Annotated in this window: 16 protein-coding genes; 9 read left to right on the forward strand and 7 right to left on the reverse strand. The window is 69.2% G+C overall.

Going from position 1 to position 15,926, the window contains the following annotated elements; all coding sequences use genetic code 11:
• Positions 1 to 23 precede the first annotated feature (23 nt).
• The 4 genes from AB5L52_RS37085 to AB5L52_RS37100 form a co-directional block, all read right to left on the reverse strand.
• Complete coding sequence (locus AB5L52_RS37085) at positions 24 to 1,025, reverse strand: Ku protein (protein ID WP_369367832.1); 1,002 nt, start codon at positions 1,023 to 1,025, stop codon at positions 24 to 26.
• Between the two features lie 64 nt (positions 1,026 to 1,089).
• Positions 1,090 to 1,314, reverse strand: coding sequence for a hypothetical protein (locus tag AB5L52_RS37090; RefSeq protein ID WP_351578941.1), 225 nt, complete (start codon positions 1,312 to 1,314; stop codon positions 1,090 to 1,092).
• 447 nt (positions 1,315 to 1,761) lie between these two features.
• Positions 1,762 to 2,679, reverse strand: a complete 918-nt coding sequence (locus AB5L52_RS37095; RefSeq protein ID WP_351579045.1) for an NADP-dependent oxidoreductase — start codon at positions 2,677 to 2,679, stop codon at positions 1,762 to 1,764.
• A 628-nt stretch (positions 2,680 to 3,307) separates the two neighbouring features.
• Positions 3,308 to 4,339 carry a WYL domain-containing protein gene (locus AB5L52_RS37100; RefSeq protein ID WP_351580666.1) on the reverse strand — a complete coding sequence of 344 codons (1,032 nt, stop codon included), beginning with the start codon at positions 4,337 to 4,339 and terminating at the stop codon, positions 3,308 to 3,310.
• A gap of 216 nt (positions 4,340 to 4,555) precedes the next feature.
• Between AB5L52_RS37100 and AB5L52_RS37105 the strand changes: the two genes are divergently transcribed.
• From AB5L52_RS37105 to AB5L52_RS37140, 8 genes are all read left to right on the forward strand, one after another.
• Positions 4,556 to 4,996: a VOC family protein gene (locus AB5L52_RS37105; RefSeq protein ID WP_369367833.1), complete on the forward strand. Its 441-nt coding sequence runs from the start codon at positions 4,556 to 4,558 to the stop codon at positions 4,994 to 4,996.
• Between the two features lie 153 nt (positions 4,997 to 5,149).
• Entirely contained in the window at positions 5,150 to 5,473 is a 324-nt protein-coding gene (locus AB5L52_RS37110; protein WP_351580671.1) for a TfoX/Sxy family protein, read from the forward strand.
• Between the two features lie 154 nt (positions 5,474 to 5,627).
• Complete coding sequence (locus AB5L52_RS37115) at positions 5,628 to 6,011, forward strand: VOC family protein (protein WP_351580674.1); 384 nt, start codon at positions 5,628 to 5,630, stop codon at positions 6,009 to 6,011.
• A gap of 739 nt (positions 6,012 to 6,750) precedes the next feature.
• The gene (locus AB5L52_RS37120) at positions 6,751 to 7,356 is read left to right on the forward strand and encodes a hypothetical protein (RefSeq protein ID WP_369367834.1); all 606 of its coding nucleotides are present in this window, start codon (positions 6,751 to 6,753) and stop codon (positions 7,354 to 7,356) included.
• Positions 7,357 to 7,408: 52 nt separating this feature from the next.
• Complete coding sequence (locus AB5L52_RS37125; protein WP_369367835.1) at positions 7,409 to 8,662, forward strand: sensor histidine kinase; 1,254 nt, start codon at positions 7,409 to 7,411, stop codon at positions 8,660 to 8,662.
• Positions 8,659 to 9,165 carry a response regulator transcription factor gene (locus AB5L52_RS37130; RefSeq protein WP_369367836.1) on the forward strand — a complete coding sequence of 169 codons (507 nt, stop codon included), beginning with the start codon at positions 8,659 to 8,661 and terminating at the stop codon, positions 9,163 to 9,165. The genes AB5L52_RS37125 and AB5L52_RS37130 overlap by 4 nt, the downstream gene beginning before the upstream one ends.
• A 26-nt stretch (positions 9,166 to 9,191) precedes the next feature.
• Positions 9,192 to 9,347 carry a response regulator transcription factor gene (locus AB5L52_RS37135; protein WP_369369030.1) on the forward strand — a complete coding sequence of 52 codons (156 nt, stop codon included), beginning with the start codon at positions 9,192 to 9,194 and terminating at the stop codon, positions 9,345 to 9,347.
• A 758-nt stretch (positions 9,348 to 10,105) separates the two neighbouring features.
• Entirely contained in the window at positions 10,106 to 10,672 is a 567-nt protein-coding gene (locus tag AB5L52_RS37140; protein WP_369367837.1) for a dihydrofolate reductase family protein, read from the forward strand.
• A 398-nt stretch (positions 10,673 to 11,070) separates the two neighbouring features.
• Here AB5L52_RS37140 and AB5L52_RS37145 read toward each other — a convergent pair whose 3' ends face one another.
• On the reverse strand, positions 11,071 to 11,580 hold the full coding sequence (locus AB5L52_RS37145) for a hypothetical protein (protein WP_351580689.1): 510 nt from the start codon (positions 11,578 to 11,580) through the stop codon (positions 11,071 to 11,073).
• Positions 11,581 to 11,835: 255 nt separating this feature from the next.
• Between AB5L52_RS37145 and AB5L52_RS37150 the strand changes: the two genes are divergently transcribed.
• Positions 11,836 to 14,142 carry a tetratricopeptide repeat protein gene (locus tag AB5L52_RS37150; protein WP_369367838.1) on the forward strand — a complete coding sequence of 769 codons (2,307 nt, stop codon included), beginning with the start codon at positions 11,836 to 11,838 and terminating at the stop codon, positions 14,140 to 14,142.
• Between the two features lie 341 nt (positions 14,143 to 14,483).
• Here AB5L52_RS37150 and AB5L52_RS37155 read toward each other — a convergent pair whose 3' ends face one another.
• Together AB5L52_RS37155 and AB5L52_RS37160 are read right to left on the reverse strand one after the other, a co-directional pair.
• Positions 14,484 to 14,726 carry a hypothetical protein gene (locus tag AB5L52_RS37155; RefSeq protein ID WP_369367839.1) on the reverse strand — a complete coding sequence of 81 codons (243 nt, stop codon included), beginning with the start codon at positions 14,724 to 14,726 and terminating at the stop codon, positions 14,484 to 14,486.
• Positions 14,727 to 14,815: 89 nt separating this feature from the next.
• A complete protein-coding gene (locus tag AB5L52_RS37160) occupies positions 14,816 to 15,922 on the reverse strand; it encodes a hypothetical protein (protein ID WP_369367840.1) in 1,107 nt (368 codons plus the stop codon).
• Between the last annotated feature and the right edge of the window lie 4 nt (positions 15,923 to 15,926).

Genomic DNA, 15,926 nt, shown 5'->3' on the forward strand with positions numbered 1-15,926 from the left:
TCCTCGTCGGATGCTGAGATGCGTCACGAGGCCCGGGCGTGTCCGCGCCTGTCGGTGTGCGACAGCGCCTCGACAAGCTCCTGGCGGCTCATGGAGGAGCGGCCCTTGACATCGGCTTCGGCCGCCAGGTCGTACAGCTGTGCCTTGGTGAGCGAGTCGAGCGAAGGTTTCGTCCCTGAACGTGCCCGGTGGTCGGCGGTCGCCTTCGTCGACGCGCTGCGCGTCCTCCCCGACGTCCGGCCCTTCCGTGACCTCGCGCGGTCGACGCTGGCCCGCAGCGCGTCCATGAGGTCGATGACGTTCGTGGCTTCGGCCGGCTGCTCGGCCTTCTCCACGCTCGCGCCCTTCTTCTTGGCCTCGACCAGTTCCCGCACCTTCTCGTGATACGTGTCGTGAAAGTCGCTCGGGTCCCAGTCCATGCCCAGCGAGTCGATCAGCTGCTCGACCATCCGCAACTCGCGGTCGGCGGGCCGTACCCGCTGGGGAAGAACGTCGATCTCCGCGTGCGGATCCCTGATCTCGTCCGCCCAGTGCAAGGTGTGCAGGGTCAGGATCCCGCCTTCGGACTTCACCGCGACCAGGTACTCCCGGTTCCGCATGACGAAGGTGGCGATCCCCGCCTTGTCGGCACGCTCCAGAGCCGTCTGCAGAACGACGTACACCTTCTCGTACTGCTCTCCCTTGGGCCCCAGGTAGTACGTCCTGTCGAAGAAGACAGGCTCGACGTCCGCGAGGTCGACGAAACCGGTGGTCTCCAGTTCTCGGGAGCGGCCCGGGGCGATCTCGTCCAGTTCCCCGGGCTCCAGGATCACGTACTCGTCTCCGGCGTCCAGGCCCTTGACGATCTCGTCCGGTGGCACTTCCTCGCCGGTGCGCTCGTTGACGCGCTTGTTGCGCACCCGGTCGGAGGTGCCCCGCTGAAGCTGACGGAACCGGATGGTGTGGCTGTCGGTAGCCGCGAACAGCTGGACCGGCAGGGACACCAGCCCGAAGGTGAGGACACCGTTCCACATAGCGCGTGCCATGTCGCGGCCACCTCCGCGGGACGGACGGACTTGCTGGGAGTGCGAGTACCCAGCGCGGTGCTGCCTACCCCTCGCCCCACGTCCCACCTGGCCGTACGCACTCCGTGACCACGTCTCGCAGGCTGCCCGTGCGTTCCAGGAGCAGCCGCTGTTCGCAGGCGCCGTTGCCCCGGTCGAGCAGCCGGGCCACGGTGTGCTCGACGCGGGCCCCGTCGCCGTTCTCGGCGCGGATGTCGCCGCTGTGGTCCAGCAGCGAAGGCACCACGTCCTCGGCGGTCCGGGGCCGCATGGTCGCCGGGTGGAGTGTGTGATCCCTCGCTGAGGACCTCCGTCTCCGCGTGCGGCCGCGTGGGCGAGGACGGCGATCGACACGCCTGTTGATGTGCGAGAGGCCCTGTGCTCGGGAGAATGCCGTGATCCCGGTGATGCCCTGCGTTACTCGGGATTTCTGGGCTGCGACGGGATCACCGAGCACGTGGCGGGAAGTCCTCCGGCGGAGGCGGTGGCTGTCAGTGCTGTCTCGAGCGCGGTTCGCTCGATGTCCCACCGCAATTCGCTGATCGTCTATAGGACCTCGCCGCGTCCGACATGTCGATCTTTTGCGACCTGGGCTTTCTTGGTTGTCTCACGGCCATGTCACCATGATCAGTCTCAAGTCCGTGGCATTTCCTCGTCCGACACCGGGCAGGTCAGCGGTCGTCCAGCCCACCACCGCTGTTGGCCCATTCCAGGGCGCTCAGGGGCGCACGCGAATGACGGTCTTGCCCTTGCGCCGCCCGGTCGGGTTGAGCGCAGGGACGGCGTCGTCGAGGGTCGCGACGGTTCCGATGTGCGTGCGAAGGCGCCCGTCCCGCACCCGGTCGACGATCTCCACCAGCTGACTCGGAACGGACTCGACGACGAAGTCGACCGCCAAGCCGTCGACAGGGCGAGCCTCAACAGGCCCGACCACCGACACCAGCGTCCCGCCAGGCCGGATGATTCTCGCCGAGCGCCTTTGGATGTCAGCGCCGATGACATCGAAGACCACGTCGACCCCGCCGATGTCGTCGAGATCCTCGGTGGCGAGGTCGAGGAACTCGTTCGCGCCGAAGTCGAGCGCCGCCTGGCGGTCCGCCGCCCGCCCAGTACCGATGACGTAGGCGCCGAACTCCCGGGCAAGCTGCGTAACCACAGACCCGACCGCGCCGGCGGCGCCGTGTGCGAGGACGCTCTGCCCCGCCTGAAGACGACCGTGCTGGAACAGACCTTGCCACGCGGTCAGGCCGGAGATCGGCAGGCTCGCACCCACCGTGAAGTCGACGTTCCCCGGCAGCGGCGCCAGGTTGCGTGCCTCCACGGCCGCGTACTCGGCCAGGGTTCCATCGCGGTGCCAGTCCGTGATCCCGAACACCCGCTGTCCCAGCGAGAGCCCCGTCGTGCCGTAGCCGAGGGAGGTGACCACTCCGGCGAACTCGTGGCCGATGATCGCCTGGGCTCGATCGCGACCGGCGCGATCGACCCACGTCGAGGGCCACTCCCACTCCGCGGGGACGAAGCCCGACGCATGGACTTCAACGACGACGTCGTTGATCGCCGGCGCCGGCTCAGGCCGCTCCGCGAGTGTGATCCCGGCTGCTTCCGCGCCCGGATCCGTCGCGACGATTGCCTTCACTGGCACCTCCGTATATCTCGTGCTCGCCGGCTCCGTGCGCCGCCCAAGCCATGGAGTGGGCTGATTAGCCCACAGAGGAACGGCAACAAGATCCGTCACCACAGACGGATGGACCACTGAAGTGCGTCGAGTCCAACCGGAGCTCGACGAGCACCACACACCCAGGGCAGCAACACCCACCCACGCGCCAGTCTCACGGCGATGTCGTATACGACATCGGTACGACACGGCTCGTGCGATTACGACATCAGCCGTAAGACCCAACAGGTTCGTGTGGGATCTCGAATTCCGTGGCATGAGCCGACGCTGTGACCTGCGGCTTGCAGAACCGTCTCACGGCACTGGACGCGGTCTTTGTCTCAGGGGTGCGGCGTTTCCCTCTCGATCTACACCGAGATCGAACTCGACACGGCCGCCCCGTCACCCGCACCTGACGCCCAGCACTGACCCGCCCAGGGGCTCTACCTGGTCTGTCAGGCCAAGCGCAGCCTCACTTGCCATCACACACCTGGGCACCCCAAGCCAGGGCTGGACGCTAGACCGCCAGTCTTCTTGCTGATGCCGCTGAGGTTGAGGGGGCATTGCCCGGCTCGAGGTCGCGGAAGGCGTGCTCGGAGGGACTTCCGTCTTACTGCTTGTGCCGGGCGTCCGGCTCTACGTGCCGTTTGCTCTGGTCGTCCTGTCCGGTGAGCGCGTGGGCGGCACGCAGCAGGCGGTTGCCCAACTGCTCCAGGTGCGGGGCGAGTTCGGGGTTGCCATAGACGGTGTCGTCGGGGCCGAGGTCGATGCCGAGGAGTTGTTCGGCGATGTGGTGGGGGTTGTCGGCGGCGAGGCCGAGGGTGCTGGTGGTCTCGTCGACGGGCTGAACGCGGCCGGGCAGCGACCAGGTACGGGCCCGCACCGTTTCGGCGTCGGCGGGGACGGTGGCGTGGAAGGTGTAGCGGGCGGGGGCGGCGGCCAGACGCTCGGCGACGTAGGCGGCCGCGTTGGGGGTGGGCAGCTCGCGGGGCGTGACGCGGTGGCCGGTGGGGGCGGGGTCGGTGAGCCGGTCCACGCGGAACAGGCGCCACTGGTCGTGGTCGGTGTCGTAGGCGACGAGGTACCAGACCGGGTCGGCGGCGACCAGGGCGTGCGGCTCCACACGCCGCAGTCCGGTGTCGCCGCCGCTGGTGCGGTAGGTGAAGGTGACGATCTCGTGGTCGCGGCAGGCGGTGGCCAGGGTGGCCAGGGCGGTGGGATCGGCCTTGGGGCCGGTGCTCCAGGGCACCGGGAGCGGGGCGGTGGTGGCCTGGATGGTGGCGACCTGGTGGCGCAGCCGGATGGGCAGCACCTGTTCCAGTTTGGCCAGGGCGCGCACCGCGGTCTCCTCGATCCCGGCCACGCCGCTGGTGGCGGTGCGCAGGGCGACCGCGATGGCCACGGCCTCGTCGTCGTCCAGCAGGAGCGGGGGCAGGTCGGCGCCGGAGGTGAGGCGGTATCCGCCGGCGGTGCCGGTGGTGCCCTGGACCGGGTAGCCGAGCGCGCGCAGCCGGTCGATGTCGCGGCGGATGGTGCGCAGGGTGACGCCGAGGCGGTCGGCGAGTTCGGTGCCGGTCCAGGTGCGGCGCGTCTGGAGCAGGGAGAGCAGGCGCAGCATGCGGGCGGGCAGGTCCTGGGTCATGTTTCCAGGCTGCCAGGCATTAGTGACGTGAGCTGTCCTAAAGGGGCTCTACCGTCGAAAACGTCCAAGCGTCGAGGAGCCGCTTCCACGGGCGGCAGCAGCCACTCCCACCAGGGGCAGACGGCGACTGCCGGGCCCGCCGCCTCCTCGCCACCGCAGAAACGTGTCCGCACCGCGTGGGCGAGCGGATGTGCCCCTCACACAACGGGAGAGATCATGATCACTGGACTGAACACGGTGGTGGTCTGGGTCCTGGACCAGGACTCGGCCAAAACCTTCTTCACCGAGACCCTCGGCCTGCAGGCGCGCACGGACGTGCCGTTCGGCGAGGGCGTGCGCTGGGTCACCGTGGGCCCCAAGAACCAGCCCGAGGTCCAGCTCAGCCTGATGGTTCCGGGCGCACCGGTGCAGGATCCGGAGACCGCCGAGCAGCTCAAATCGCTGCTTGCCAAGGGCGCGCTCGTCGGCTGCACGTTCACCGTCGAGGACTGCCGTACGGCCGTCACGGAGCTGTCGGCTCGGGGCGTGACCTTCCTCCAGGAGCCGCAGCCCAGGCCATGGGGCATCTCCGCGACCTTCCACGACGACTCCGGCACCTGCCACGAGCTCCTCCAGCCGCACCACCAGGGCCAGGAGACAGCCGGCCAGACTTCCTGACCCTCGCCGGCCCAGCAGCTGACTGCCCCGGTACGCCGGCAGGCGGATCTCGCCCCCGGCCACCGCACGGTCCACGGGTGGCCGCATCGGCGACCAGCCGAAACGATGACCACAGTCGGCCCTTTCCGGGCTGCCCGACACCAGGGTGGAGTCATGGCCTACGACGAAGTGCTCGCCGAACGCATCAGGGAGCGGCTGGAGGCGGAGGGAGTGGTCGCGAAGAAGATGTTCAGCGGCCTGACCTTCCTCCTTCAGGGCAACGCGCTGGCCAACCTGTACGACGAGGGCCTCATGGTGCGCGTGGGCAAGGAAAGAACCGACGAGGCCCTGGCCCGCCCCGGTGCCGCACCCCTGGTGATCCGCGGCAAGGAACAAAGAGGCTGGGTCCTGCTGGCGGAGCAGACCCTCGATGACGACGTCCTGGACGACTGGCTGGCATGGGCCTTGGACGCCACCGCCGAACTCCCGCCCAAGTGACACCCCGCCTGGCTGAGCCCGTGGTCACATCAGTACGGCCGGCCACCACGGCTCAATACGTCTGTGCCGCCTGCCGCCACCCAACCTTGGGCAGGCCCCGCCTCCCCACGCCCTGCACCCTCTCTGCCCGCTTTCGCTCAAGGAGTGAACCGTCATGAAGGCTCCCGCCATCGCCCCCTGCCTCGGTGTGAAGGACACGAGTGCGTCCGTGGACTTCTACGAGCAGCTCGGCTTCACCGCGCTGCCCGCGGGCAACGACCCCAACGACGACATCCGCTCGCTGCTCTTCGGCGAGGACTTCGCGCTGATGGTCTACCGAGACGCCCACCTGCGGGACTGGCTGCCGGTCCTGAAGGACCGCACGCCCGGCGCGTTCGGCATGTTCTACCTTGCCGTCGACGACTTCGACAGCTACGTCGCCACGATCCGGCCCTTGGTCAACGCCACCAAGGAAGGCACCCACAACGGGCAGAACCTCTTCTACTTCACCGACCCCGACGGCTACATCATCGGCGTCGTCCAGAAGCAGGAGTGGTGAACCCCATGACCACCACCGCAACCCCGGTTGCCAAGGTCGACCACGCCTGATCGTCGACGACATCACTGTGTCGGCGACGAACACTGAGCGTGACATCAGGTGCATCCATGGCGTACCCCCAGCGCGGGCCGGTGGCCGAAGGACCGCGCTGCTAGGAGACTGTCCATGGGAGGTCTGCCTCACGTCCGACTCACTCCAATGAGCGAACAGACTGACCAGCCTGTCTCGGATTCGTGGCCGATCGGCCACCGAATGGCCATCGGTCGTGAGATTCGGCCACGGAATCTGAGACCCCACAACTGGTGTACGATCTCGCCGCCCGTGGCCAACGGCGGTGCTGTGACTTTGTGGTTGTCGCTCCGTCTCGCTGCTTGGCCAGACGTCCAGTCTCACAGCTGTGGCCGAATCCTCAGGGCGGGCCACAGCGATGGGCAGGAACCACGTCCTGTCGCAATACATCCCGTTTTGCACCCCTGGGTTGTCGCGTCGGAGACGGTCAGCCCCGCGACGGCGGTGGCCTCGGTGCCCGAGGACGAGAACTCGGCCGAGGTCGCCACGCGGGCGGCGCTCGCGAACCGGTTATGCGACTCCCGCCCGGGAGCGCTGACTGAACGCAGGGCTCCCGGGCGTCGGAAGAAGGGGGGTGGACCGTGATCTCCACCCCCCGGCTGCGCGACTCCACCCGGTGACCGGCCCGGGGGCCGATGGCAGGGCCGAGCGTCGCGGCGAGGGTGGGTGCATGACAGCGAACATCGTGATCATGCAGTTGGCGATCCTGGCCGTAGTGCTCGAGTCGGATCTCGGCCGCCGCAAGATCGGCTGGTTCCGGGTGGGACGGCCGGTCATCGGCGTCGCCGTGATCGTGCCGTTCTTCTTCACCACGCCGCCGATCGGCGGCAACGACCTGCTGCTGCAGGGCGCCAGCGCGGTGGCCGGGGCGGCGCTCGGGCTGTTCTCGGTCTGCCCGCTGCTGGTCTCCGTCGAGTACGACCCGCATTGGCGACGCCGTTGGCCTCGCACTTCGCCCGCCCCAGGCAGGCCCGCAGCTATCAGCCGCTCGGGGGCTGGCTACGCAACGGTCTGGATCGCCGTAACCGCCGCCCGGCTCGGCTTCGCCTACGGCGCCCAGCACATCTTCCCGGTGGAGCTCGGCACGTTCCTAGCCGCCCATCACCTGAGCGAGGCCGCTGTGACGAACGGCTTCATCCTCCTGTCGGTGAGCATGAGCCTGTTCCGCAGTCTGGGGTTGTGGGTGCGAGGCCGGACGCGCCTGGCCCAGGCCGGCACAGTCGTTGCCAAGGAATCGGTCGTGGGCGCCGCCCGTCTCACGGGCGGCGCGCAGTGATTCCCATACCGCCACTCACCGGGATCGAACCGGCTGCCCGCACGCTGCGGGCGTGCTCTTCAGGCACACCATCCTGGAATACTTCGTACCGATGAACATCGTCGGCAGATTCAGCCCTGCCGCGGAGCATCCCGGGATCGGGCTGAGCGGCATAATCCCCGAGCCGCGGGCACGCGCCGCGGCCATGCTCGCGGGACTGGGCGTGTCGATCTGGATCAACGTGGCGGCGCTTCCCGCCGACCCGGGGATCGTGGCGCCCCTCGCCCTGGCCGTCGCCGCGCTGTCCTGGATCCTCCTGATCCTCGGCACCCGAGGCCCGCGCGTGGCCGCAGTCGTCACAATGATGTGCGCGGCCGGAGCGGTGATCGCTGCCACCGACACCAACGGGCTGATCTTCACCGGCGTCGCGGCGAGCACAGCCGCCGTCGCATTCGATCCCGTCGCCGCCCTCGTGCTGTCCGCTGCCGGTCCCGTCGCCTACTGTCTTGCCGCGATCCCCCAGGGGGCCTTCCCTGGCCGCCTGCTGGCCACCGCCGCTGTGGCTCTCGCCGGACTGGTAGCCGGTGCGAGCCGACGCGAGATCGACCAGCGTGCCCGGCACAGCACCCTGGTCGCGACCGAACGCCGACGTACCGAGCTCGCCCGGGCCGAGGCGGAACTCGCCGGTGAACGCAACCGTCTCGGCCGCGAGCTGCACGACGTCCTCGCCCACACCCTCGGCGCCCTGTCGATCCAGCTCACCGCGATCGACACCCTCGCCCGTACCAACGCGCCGCGCGACAAGCTCATCACGCAGATCGAGCTCGGCCACGAGCTGGTCGGTACGGGCCTGGACGAGGCACGCCACGCCGTGCGCGCACTGCGCGGGGAGAAGGCACCGCTGGCCGCTCAGCTCCAACGGCTCTGCGAACTCCATCAGGCAGAGCTGAAGTTGGACGGAAGCCCACAGGAGCTCGATGCCGAGGCCACGCTCGCGCTCTACCGCCTGGCCCAGGAAGCACTGACCAACGCCGCCAGGCATGCCCCCGGGGCGCGCGTGAGCGTGCGCGTCGGCTTCGGTGCCAGGGACGTGACCGTGCAGGTCGCCAACACCAGCTCCGCCCTGGGCCCGGACACACCCTCGGCGCTGCGCATGAGCGGAGGGGGGTTCGGGCTCCAGGGCATGAGGGAACGCATCCAGCAGGCAGGCGGTGATCTCCAGGCCGGTCCCACGCCCGACGGGGGTTGGCGGGTCGCCGCACGCATCCCCTACCAACGGGACGACCTGCGCAATCACAGCAACGTGAGCGACGGGAGCGACCGATGAGCCCTACACCGATCTCTGTGATCATCGCCGATGACCACCGGGTCGTCCGCGAGGGCCTGGCCACCATCCTCGGTGCCGTCGACGCAGTGCACGTCGCCGGGCTGGCCGCGGACGGCACGCACGCCGTCGATCTCGCCGCCCTGCACGAAGCCGACGTGGTCTTGATGGACCTTCACATGCCCGGCATGGACGGCGTCGAGGCAACACGCCGGCTCAAGGCCGAACGTCCGGCCACGGCCGTCGTGGTACTCACCACCTACACCGACGACGACTCCATCCTCGCCGCACTCGAAGCCGGCGCCACCGGCTACCTCACCAAGAACGCCTCCGCCGCGGACATCCACCGCGCTATCGAGGCCGCCGTCGGTGGCCACGCCATGCTCGACCCGATCGCCGCAGCCCGTCTGATCCGTGCGAGCCGCCGAAACGACCCGGGCCACACCTCGAAGAACACCGCCCTCCCCGACGGCCTCATGAACGCGAAGCCCAGGTACTGGGCCTGATCGCGCAGGGCCTGTCCAACGCGGAGATCGCCGCCAGACTGTATTTGAGCCGCGCCACGGTGAAGACGCACATCCATCAGATCTTCGCCAAGACCGGCAGCCGCGACCGCCCGCAGGCCATTGTGTATGCCCACCAGCACGGGATTCCTCCCGAGGCGGACTCGGCCAAGCGCAACGGGTGACGGCCCGGGCCCCGGAGTCGGGACGTTTCGCAGGAGCGTATCGAGCACCCGCACGGTCGTACGCGTCCCGCAGGCGGGCTGGATCGCCTGCCGGATGCTGCGGCTGCCGACCATGTGGGCCTCTGCGTCGTCACTGACCAGTACGTTCCCGAGTAGTGCGCCTGTCCCCTGTACCAGCGAAACGTCCGCCACGGGGCGGCCGCGCATCAGATCAATCGACGCTGACGACCGGTCCCGGATCTCGTCGACGGCACCATCCCCACGGCGAATACTGAGAGTGATCTCGGCGCTGTCCATTGCGTCCCCAGGGCGGGCCGGATGCCGACCGACCCTCCTGCCAGGAGAATGTCCAAAAGAGGTCTCAGCCACGTCTCACCCACTCCAAAGAGTGAACAGGCTGACCAGGCAGTCTCAGATCCGAGGCCGTTCGGCCACGGACTGTCCATTTCCCCTGAGATTCGGCCACGGGATCTGAGATCCCACAACTGGTGTAGGGTCTCGCCGCTCGCGACATGTCGATCTCGCGTGACCTTGGCGTTCTTGGCTGTCTCACGGCCTTGTCACCCATGATCAGTCTCAAATCCGTGGCATTTCCTCGCGAGGGCGAGGTCGAGATCAGGCGGCTTGTCCGAGTCGGCCGAGTACACCACGCTGAGCCCCGAGCACGAGGGCTACCGGCGAGCCCGGATCGCGCACCGATGAGTTTCCCGCGCCGCGCTGGTCTATACGCCGGACGCCCACGGACGGAAGGCTGGGCCATGCGGAAACTGATCTACGGCATGAACCTGACCCTGGACGGCTACATCGCCGCGGCCGGCGACGACATCGGCTGGAGCGGACCGCCGAGCGACGAGCTGTTCCAGTGGTGGCTCGACCACGAGCAGGCGAGTGGCCTGTCACTGTATGGGCGCAAGCTGTGGGAGACGATGAGCTCCTACTGGCCGACCGGCGACCAGCAGCCGGGCGCCACCCCGGCGGAGATCGAGTTCGCGCGGAACTGGCGGGACACGCCGAAGGCGGTGTTCTCCTCGACGATCGACAAGGTCGACTGGAACACCCGCCTGGTCACCGGCGACGCGATCGCCGAGATCACCCGGCTCAAGGCCGAGGACGGCGGCCCGATGAACATCGGCGGCGCAACGCTCGCCGGGGCGGCCATGCGCGCCGGGCTGATCGACGAGTACGTGATCGCCGCCTATCCGGTCCTGGTGGGCGGCGGCACGCCGTTCTTCACCGCGCTGGACAGCTGGGTGAACCTGAACCTGGTGGAGACGCGGAGGTTTCCCGGCGGCGTGGTCCTGACCAGGTACGAGACGAGGCGCTGAGCAGCAGCACACTAGTGACACGCCCCCATCTAGATCAACATCGCATTCGTGCAGGTCAGCGGGAATTTTCGTGGACCAGGGCGCCTCCACTTCTGTCGAACCCGGGTTCCTCCGGATCAAGCAGATCCAGTATCAGCGTGTCCACCACTCAGGGGGAGGCCCCCAACCACCCACCCACCCGAACCCCGCCCAACGCCCGCCTCACCCCCGCAGCCCGAACCACCTACCTGAGCACCGCAGCTCACAGCCCCAACCACCCACCATGACCATTGGGCGCGGACAGCGGGCTCTCCGCCCGGTACTGACACCGCCGTTCCGCCGGGTGCGCAGGTGCGTGTGGCCCCGGGGCGCCCCGGGGCCACACGCATGCGGAACGCGGAACTAGCCGCCCATTCGGATCAGTTGAGCACGCTGACGCACTCGCCCGTGTACCAGCCGCCGTTCTGGTTGCTGTAGCCGCACCACGAGCCGGCGCTGACGTTGGCGTACGGCGCGTAGGTCAGGACGTAGGTGTTGCCCCCGGTCGCCCAGAACGTCCCGGTGTCCTTCACCACGCCCCCGTACGGGTTCTTGATCTGCATGTCGGCCGAGCCGGACGAGCCGTAGTAGGTGGCGTTGTACATCGTGCTGACATACGTGTGGCTCCCGTTGACGGTGAAGCAGACGTTGCCGTTGCAGCCGCCCGCGGTGTCGGGCCGCACGACCCCGGACTCCTTGAAGAGCTGGAGCACCCCGTCCGCGGTCCGGACCTCCTTGACCAGGACGGCCCCGGAGTGGGTGGACGCGGTGGGCGTGGCGGCCGAGGCGCTGGTCGCGCCGACCGTGCCCAGCGCCGCGAGGGCCGCGGCGACCACCGCCCCGCGGGTCGCGATCCTGGCCCGGCGCGAAGCGTCCTTGAGAGTGTTCACGTGATCCTCCGTAGTGACAGAGATGACGACGTGCTGCTGGCTCGTGGAGCAGTGAACCGGACTGCGATGCCTACGTTCGTGCAGGTCAGTCGGCTCGCTGCCTATCCTCGCCGTCGGCTGTGCCGCTCGGCCACGACGTTCACCTGTCATTGACCTGACACTCCTGTCGGCCCCGAGTAGGCTCATGTGCGCTCTGCGCCCGACCAGCGGGGCGACGGGTGGCACGATGGGGGACTGGGGGACTGGGTGGGGTCTGTGGTTTTTGCCGCACTACTTCGGGAGCGGCGTCTGTGTCTGGGGTGGAGCCAGGACGAGCTCGCGGAGCGCTCGGGGGTGTCGGCACGTTCCATCAGCGCGCTGGAGGCGGGGCGGCGCCGTCCCCGGATGTCCTCCGTGGTCCAACTCGCCGACGCCCTCGGCGTCGATGCCGGTACCCGTACCCGGTGGCTGCGGGCGGCACGGGACACGGCCCCGCAGGTCGACGCCGTCCCCGACAACGACCAGTCGGGCACCGGGTCGGCGGCGCCCCCTGGGGTGACCGTGCCGCAGCAGTTGCCCGCCGCCGTAAGGCACTTCACCGGGCGCACCCGGGAGCTCAAGGAGCTCGACGCGCTGATGGCCGGTCAACTGCCCAGCTGTGGCGCGGTTGTGATCTCGGCGATCGCCGGGACCGCCGGGGTGGGGAAGACGTCCTTGGCCGTGCACTTCGCCCACCGGGTGGCCCGCCACTTCCCCGACGGGCAGCTCTTCGCGAACCTGCGCGGCTTCGATCCGGGCGGGCCCCCGGCGGACGCCGCCGGGGTGGCGCGAGGCTTCCTGGACGCGCTGGGGGTGCCGGCCGTCCGCATCCCGGCCGACCCGGAGCTCCAACTCGCGCTCTACCGCAGCCGGCTGGCCGGCACCCGGACCCTGATCGTGCTCGACAACGCCTGCGAGGCGGAGCAGGTCCGCCCACTGCTGCCCGGCTCGGACACCTGCCTGGTGCTGGTCACCAGCAGGAACCGGCTGCCCGGGCTGGTCGCCCTGGACGGCGCCGTCCCGCTCCCGCTCGACGTGCTCTCCCGCGAGGAGGCACGCGAACTGCTGGTCCGCCGACTGGGCGCCGAGCAGGTCCTGGGAGACCCGGACGCGACCGACGAGCTGATCGAGTTATGCGCCCGGCTGCCACTGGCCCTCAATATCGCCGCCGCGCACGCGGCCGACCATCCCGGCACCCCGCTGGGCGTCTGGGCCGGTGAACTGCGCGACACCCGCGCCCGTCTGGACCTGCTGTCGGCGGGCGACGACCACGCGGACGTCCGGGCGGTGTTCTCCTGGTCCTACCGCGCCCTGGCCCCGCAGGCCGCCCGGCTGTTCCGCCTGCTCGGTCTGCACCCGGGCCCGGACATCAGCGCGGCCGCCGCCGCGAGCCTCGCCGGACTGCAGCTCCCGCAGACCCGCCGCCTCCTGGACGATCTCCACCGGGCCCATCTGATCACCGCGCCGGACCGGAAACGGTACACCTTCCACGACCTGCTGCGTGCCTACGCCACCGAGCAGTCGGCCACCCACGACTCCCCGCAGCAGCAGGCCGAGGCGACGCTGCGGATGCTGGACCACTACCTCCACACCGCCTACCGCGCCGGCTCCCTCGCCTATGCCCACGACAGCTCCTGGCCCCCGCTCGACCTCGCCGAACCGGCCGCCGGGGTGACTCCCGAGGCCCTGGCCGACCGCCGGCAGGCGCTGGACTGGTACCGGGAGGAGCAGCCGACGCTGGAGCAACTCGTCGCCCGGGCCCACCAGTTGCAGTTCGACGGACATGCCTGGCAGCTCGCCGGCGCGCAGGTGTCCTACCTGCTCAAATCGGGCCTGTGGCAGCAGTGGCAGCGCGCCGGCGAAACCGCTCTGGCCGCAGCCGAACGCACCGCGGACCTCGCCCGGCAGGCCCACGCGCACCGCTGGCTCGGCCAGGTGCACCGCTCCCATGGCCGGCTGGCCCAGGCCCATGTCGAACTGCGGCTCGCCCTTGGCCTGTTCGTCGCCCTCGGCGACCGGGAACGCCAGGGCAGGACCCGGCTCGACATCGCCATCACCCACGGCGAGGAACGCGCCTACGCCGAAGCGGTGGCCGAGTCCGAACGGGCGCTGGAGCTGTTCGAGGCCGTCGAGGACCCGTCCGGCCAGGCCCTCTCGCTCAACAGCATCGGCTGGTACCTGACCTTCCTCGGAGAGCCCCGGGCGGCACTTCCGTACTGTCGGCGCGCGCTCGAGCTCTCCCGCGCCGACGGCAACCTCCCCGCCCAGTCCTCCATCCTCGACAGCATCGGTTACATCCACCACCACCTCGGCGAGTACGAGGAGGCGCTGCCCGCCTACCGCGAGTCCCTGAGGCTGCGTCAGGTGATCGGCGACTACTTCCTCCAGGCCGAGATCCACACCCACCTCGGCGACACCCACCTCGCCCTCGGTGACACTGAGGCCGCCCGCCGGTCCTGGACCGAGAGCCTCGCCATCCTCGACCGGCTTCAACACCGCGACGCCGAAGCCGTCCGCGCCCGCCTGGACAGCCTCGCCCCGTAAGGACATTCCGCCACGGCTTCGACTCCGTGAAGTCTGCCAACCGAAGCTGCCGGACCGGCACCTCACGTACCAACGTGTCCTCGTACCGGATCGACGCTGCGGGAATCTTACGCGTACGAGGCACGCTGCCTGTGCTTCGCGTCGTTATGCTTGGACGGTACGGGCCCCCTGCATGCCCTTCTCTGAAAGATCACAAGAGATCAGCAACGGCAGGCTACGGACCGTAACGAATGCGCACTGATCCCCGGATTTGCGCATTCAGTGCGCATCCTCAGCCGACATTGGGCATCGACTCGCGGATCCTAACTTGACTCTGACACGAAAAATAGAGTGCGTGCGGGTCAGGCCGTTGGGATGGGGTCGAACCGGACGGTGAGTCCGAGGCGGTTGGCTTCCTTGGCCATGCGCCGCATGGCGCGTTCGGGGTCGCGGCGGGTGAAGTAGTCGGCTCCGAGGTCCTGGTAGGTGGTCTTGTTGCGGAGGATGTGCCAGATCGCGACAGCGATCTTGTGTATCACGGCGACCTGGGCCCGCTGATCCTTGCGCGGCACGGAGGCGAACACATCGGCGATGAACAGCGCCAACTTCGCCCGAACTCACTTCACTTCATAGGTGTCCACCCAATCCAACATGCTCCTGGACAGGCCCGACAGGAAGACCTAACGGAGTCCTACTAGTTCCGGGTCCGCCCGGCCATCACGTCCCAAAACCGGTCCAGTTCCCGGACGCGCATGCCGACCCACTGCGGTGTCTTCCTGCGCAGGCCCCTGGGCAGATGCCGCCTCCACGGTCCAGGCAGCAGGGCCTGCTGCTGGCGGCAGAACGGCTCGCGGATCTCGCTCCTGGGGAGGCTGCCGCGGGGCGGGTACGGGCAGAGCTGAAACGTGCAGTCGGGCAGACAGGCCGAGCCCGGCGTGGGTGGGGCCGCGGTTCCGGCCGGCATGTCGGGCCGCAGCGGCTCCCTGTTGGTACGGATGCACGGCGGGAGCTGCATGCCGGGCTGCTCGGCCCGGGTCGGGCGCTCCTCAACGCCTTCCGGGAGCCCGTCGCGTTCGATGAGGTTCAGCATGACCAGCACGTCGGCGACGAGGCGTTGGGCGCGTCCGTCGAGGGTGCTCCAGCCGACCGAGGGCGGGATCCACAGATTGTGCTTGCGGTACGCCCCGGAGTTGCCGGTGCGGAAGCCGATGTTGTCGGTGACGCCCTTCTCATCGACCCAGAGGAAGCGCTCGGGCTGTCCGGTCTCGAGAGCGAGGGCCACCAGATCGCCCGCTTCAGCGACGAACGGATGCAGCTGCCGCCTGGGCGAGTCGCCGTTCACGCCGGGCGGGCTGGGCACTCTGTTGACCGTGCCCGCCATCGACAGCCAGCGCTCCACGGTCTGGACGGCGGTCGTCCTCCCGATCGCCCGGGGCGGCTCGCGCGAACCGTCGCGGTCGTCGTAGCGGCTGACACTGTCCGGAAGCTCCCACAGGCACAGCGCCTGGAGGAGACAGAGCTGCGCGTACCAGCACCGGGACTGCTGCAGCACGGCCTCCGCCTGCCGGATCAGGTCGGCGCGGCCACCCGGATACGCGTCCGGATGACGTTGCCGCCGGTTGGCCGCGTACTTGAAACCCTGGGCCAGCGCGGCCTCCAGAGCGAGCGGCAGGCCGGGGGCGCCGCGAGTGAATGTCGGGTCGAGGTGGCGCAGCCACTTGTCGAGGCGTTCCCGGGCCTCGCCACGGTGGGCGTCGTCGACGGAGCCCAGGAGCATGGGCAGCATCCAGGCCCGCATCACGAAC

The sequence above is a fragment of the Streptomyces sp. CG4 genome, from assembly GCF_041080655.1.
Lineage (GTDB): Bacteria > Actinomycetota > Actinomycetes > Streptomycetales > Streptomycetaceae > Streptomyces.

Excerpts from the sequence above, each read along its gene's own strand:
- AB5L52_RS37085 (WP_369367832.1), bottom strand. The coding sequence starts at position 1,025 with ATGGCACGCGCTATGTGGAACGGTGTCCTCACCTTCGGGCTGGTGTCC.
- AB5L52_RS37090 (WP_351578941.1), bottom strand. The coding sequence starts at position 1,314 with ATGCGGCCCCGGACCGCCGAGGACGTGGTGCCTTCGCTGCTGGACCAC.
- AB5L52_RS37100 (WP_351580666.1), bottom strand. The coding sequence starts at position 4,339 with ATGACCCAGGACCTGCCCGCCCGCATGCTGCGCCTGCTCTCCCTGCTC.
- AB5L52_RS37105 (WP_369367833.1), top strand. The coding sequence starts at position 4,556 with ATGATCACTGGACTGAACACGGTGGTGGTCTGGGTCCTGGACCAGGAC.
- AB5L52_RS37110 (WP_351580671.1), top strand. The coding sequence starts at position 5,150 with ATGGCCTACGACGAAGTGCTCGCCGAACGCATCAGGGAGCGGCTGGAG.
- AB5L52_RS37115 (WP_351580674.1), top strand. The coding sequence starts at position 5,628 with ATGAAGGCTCCCGCCATCGCCCCCTGCCTCGGTGTGAAGGACACGAGT.
- AB5L52_RS37120 (WP_369367834.1), top strand. The coding sequence starts at position 6,751 with ATGACAGCGAACATCGTGATCATGCAGTTGGCGATCCTGGCCGTAGTG.
- AB5L52_RS37130 (WP_369367836.1), top strand. The coding sequence starts at position 8,659 with ATGAGCCCTACACCGATCTCTGTGATCATCGCCGATGACCACCGGGTC.
- AB5L52_RS37140 (WP_369367837.1), top strand. The coding sequence starts at position 10,106 with ATGCGGAAACTGATCTACGGCATGAACCTGACCCTGGACGGCTACATC.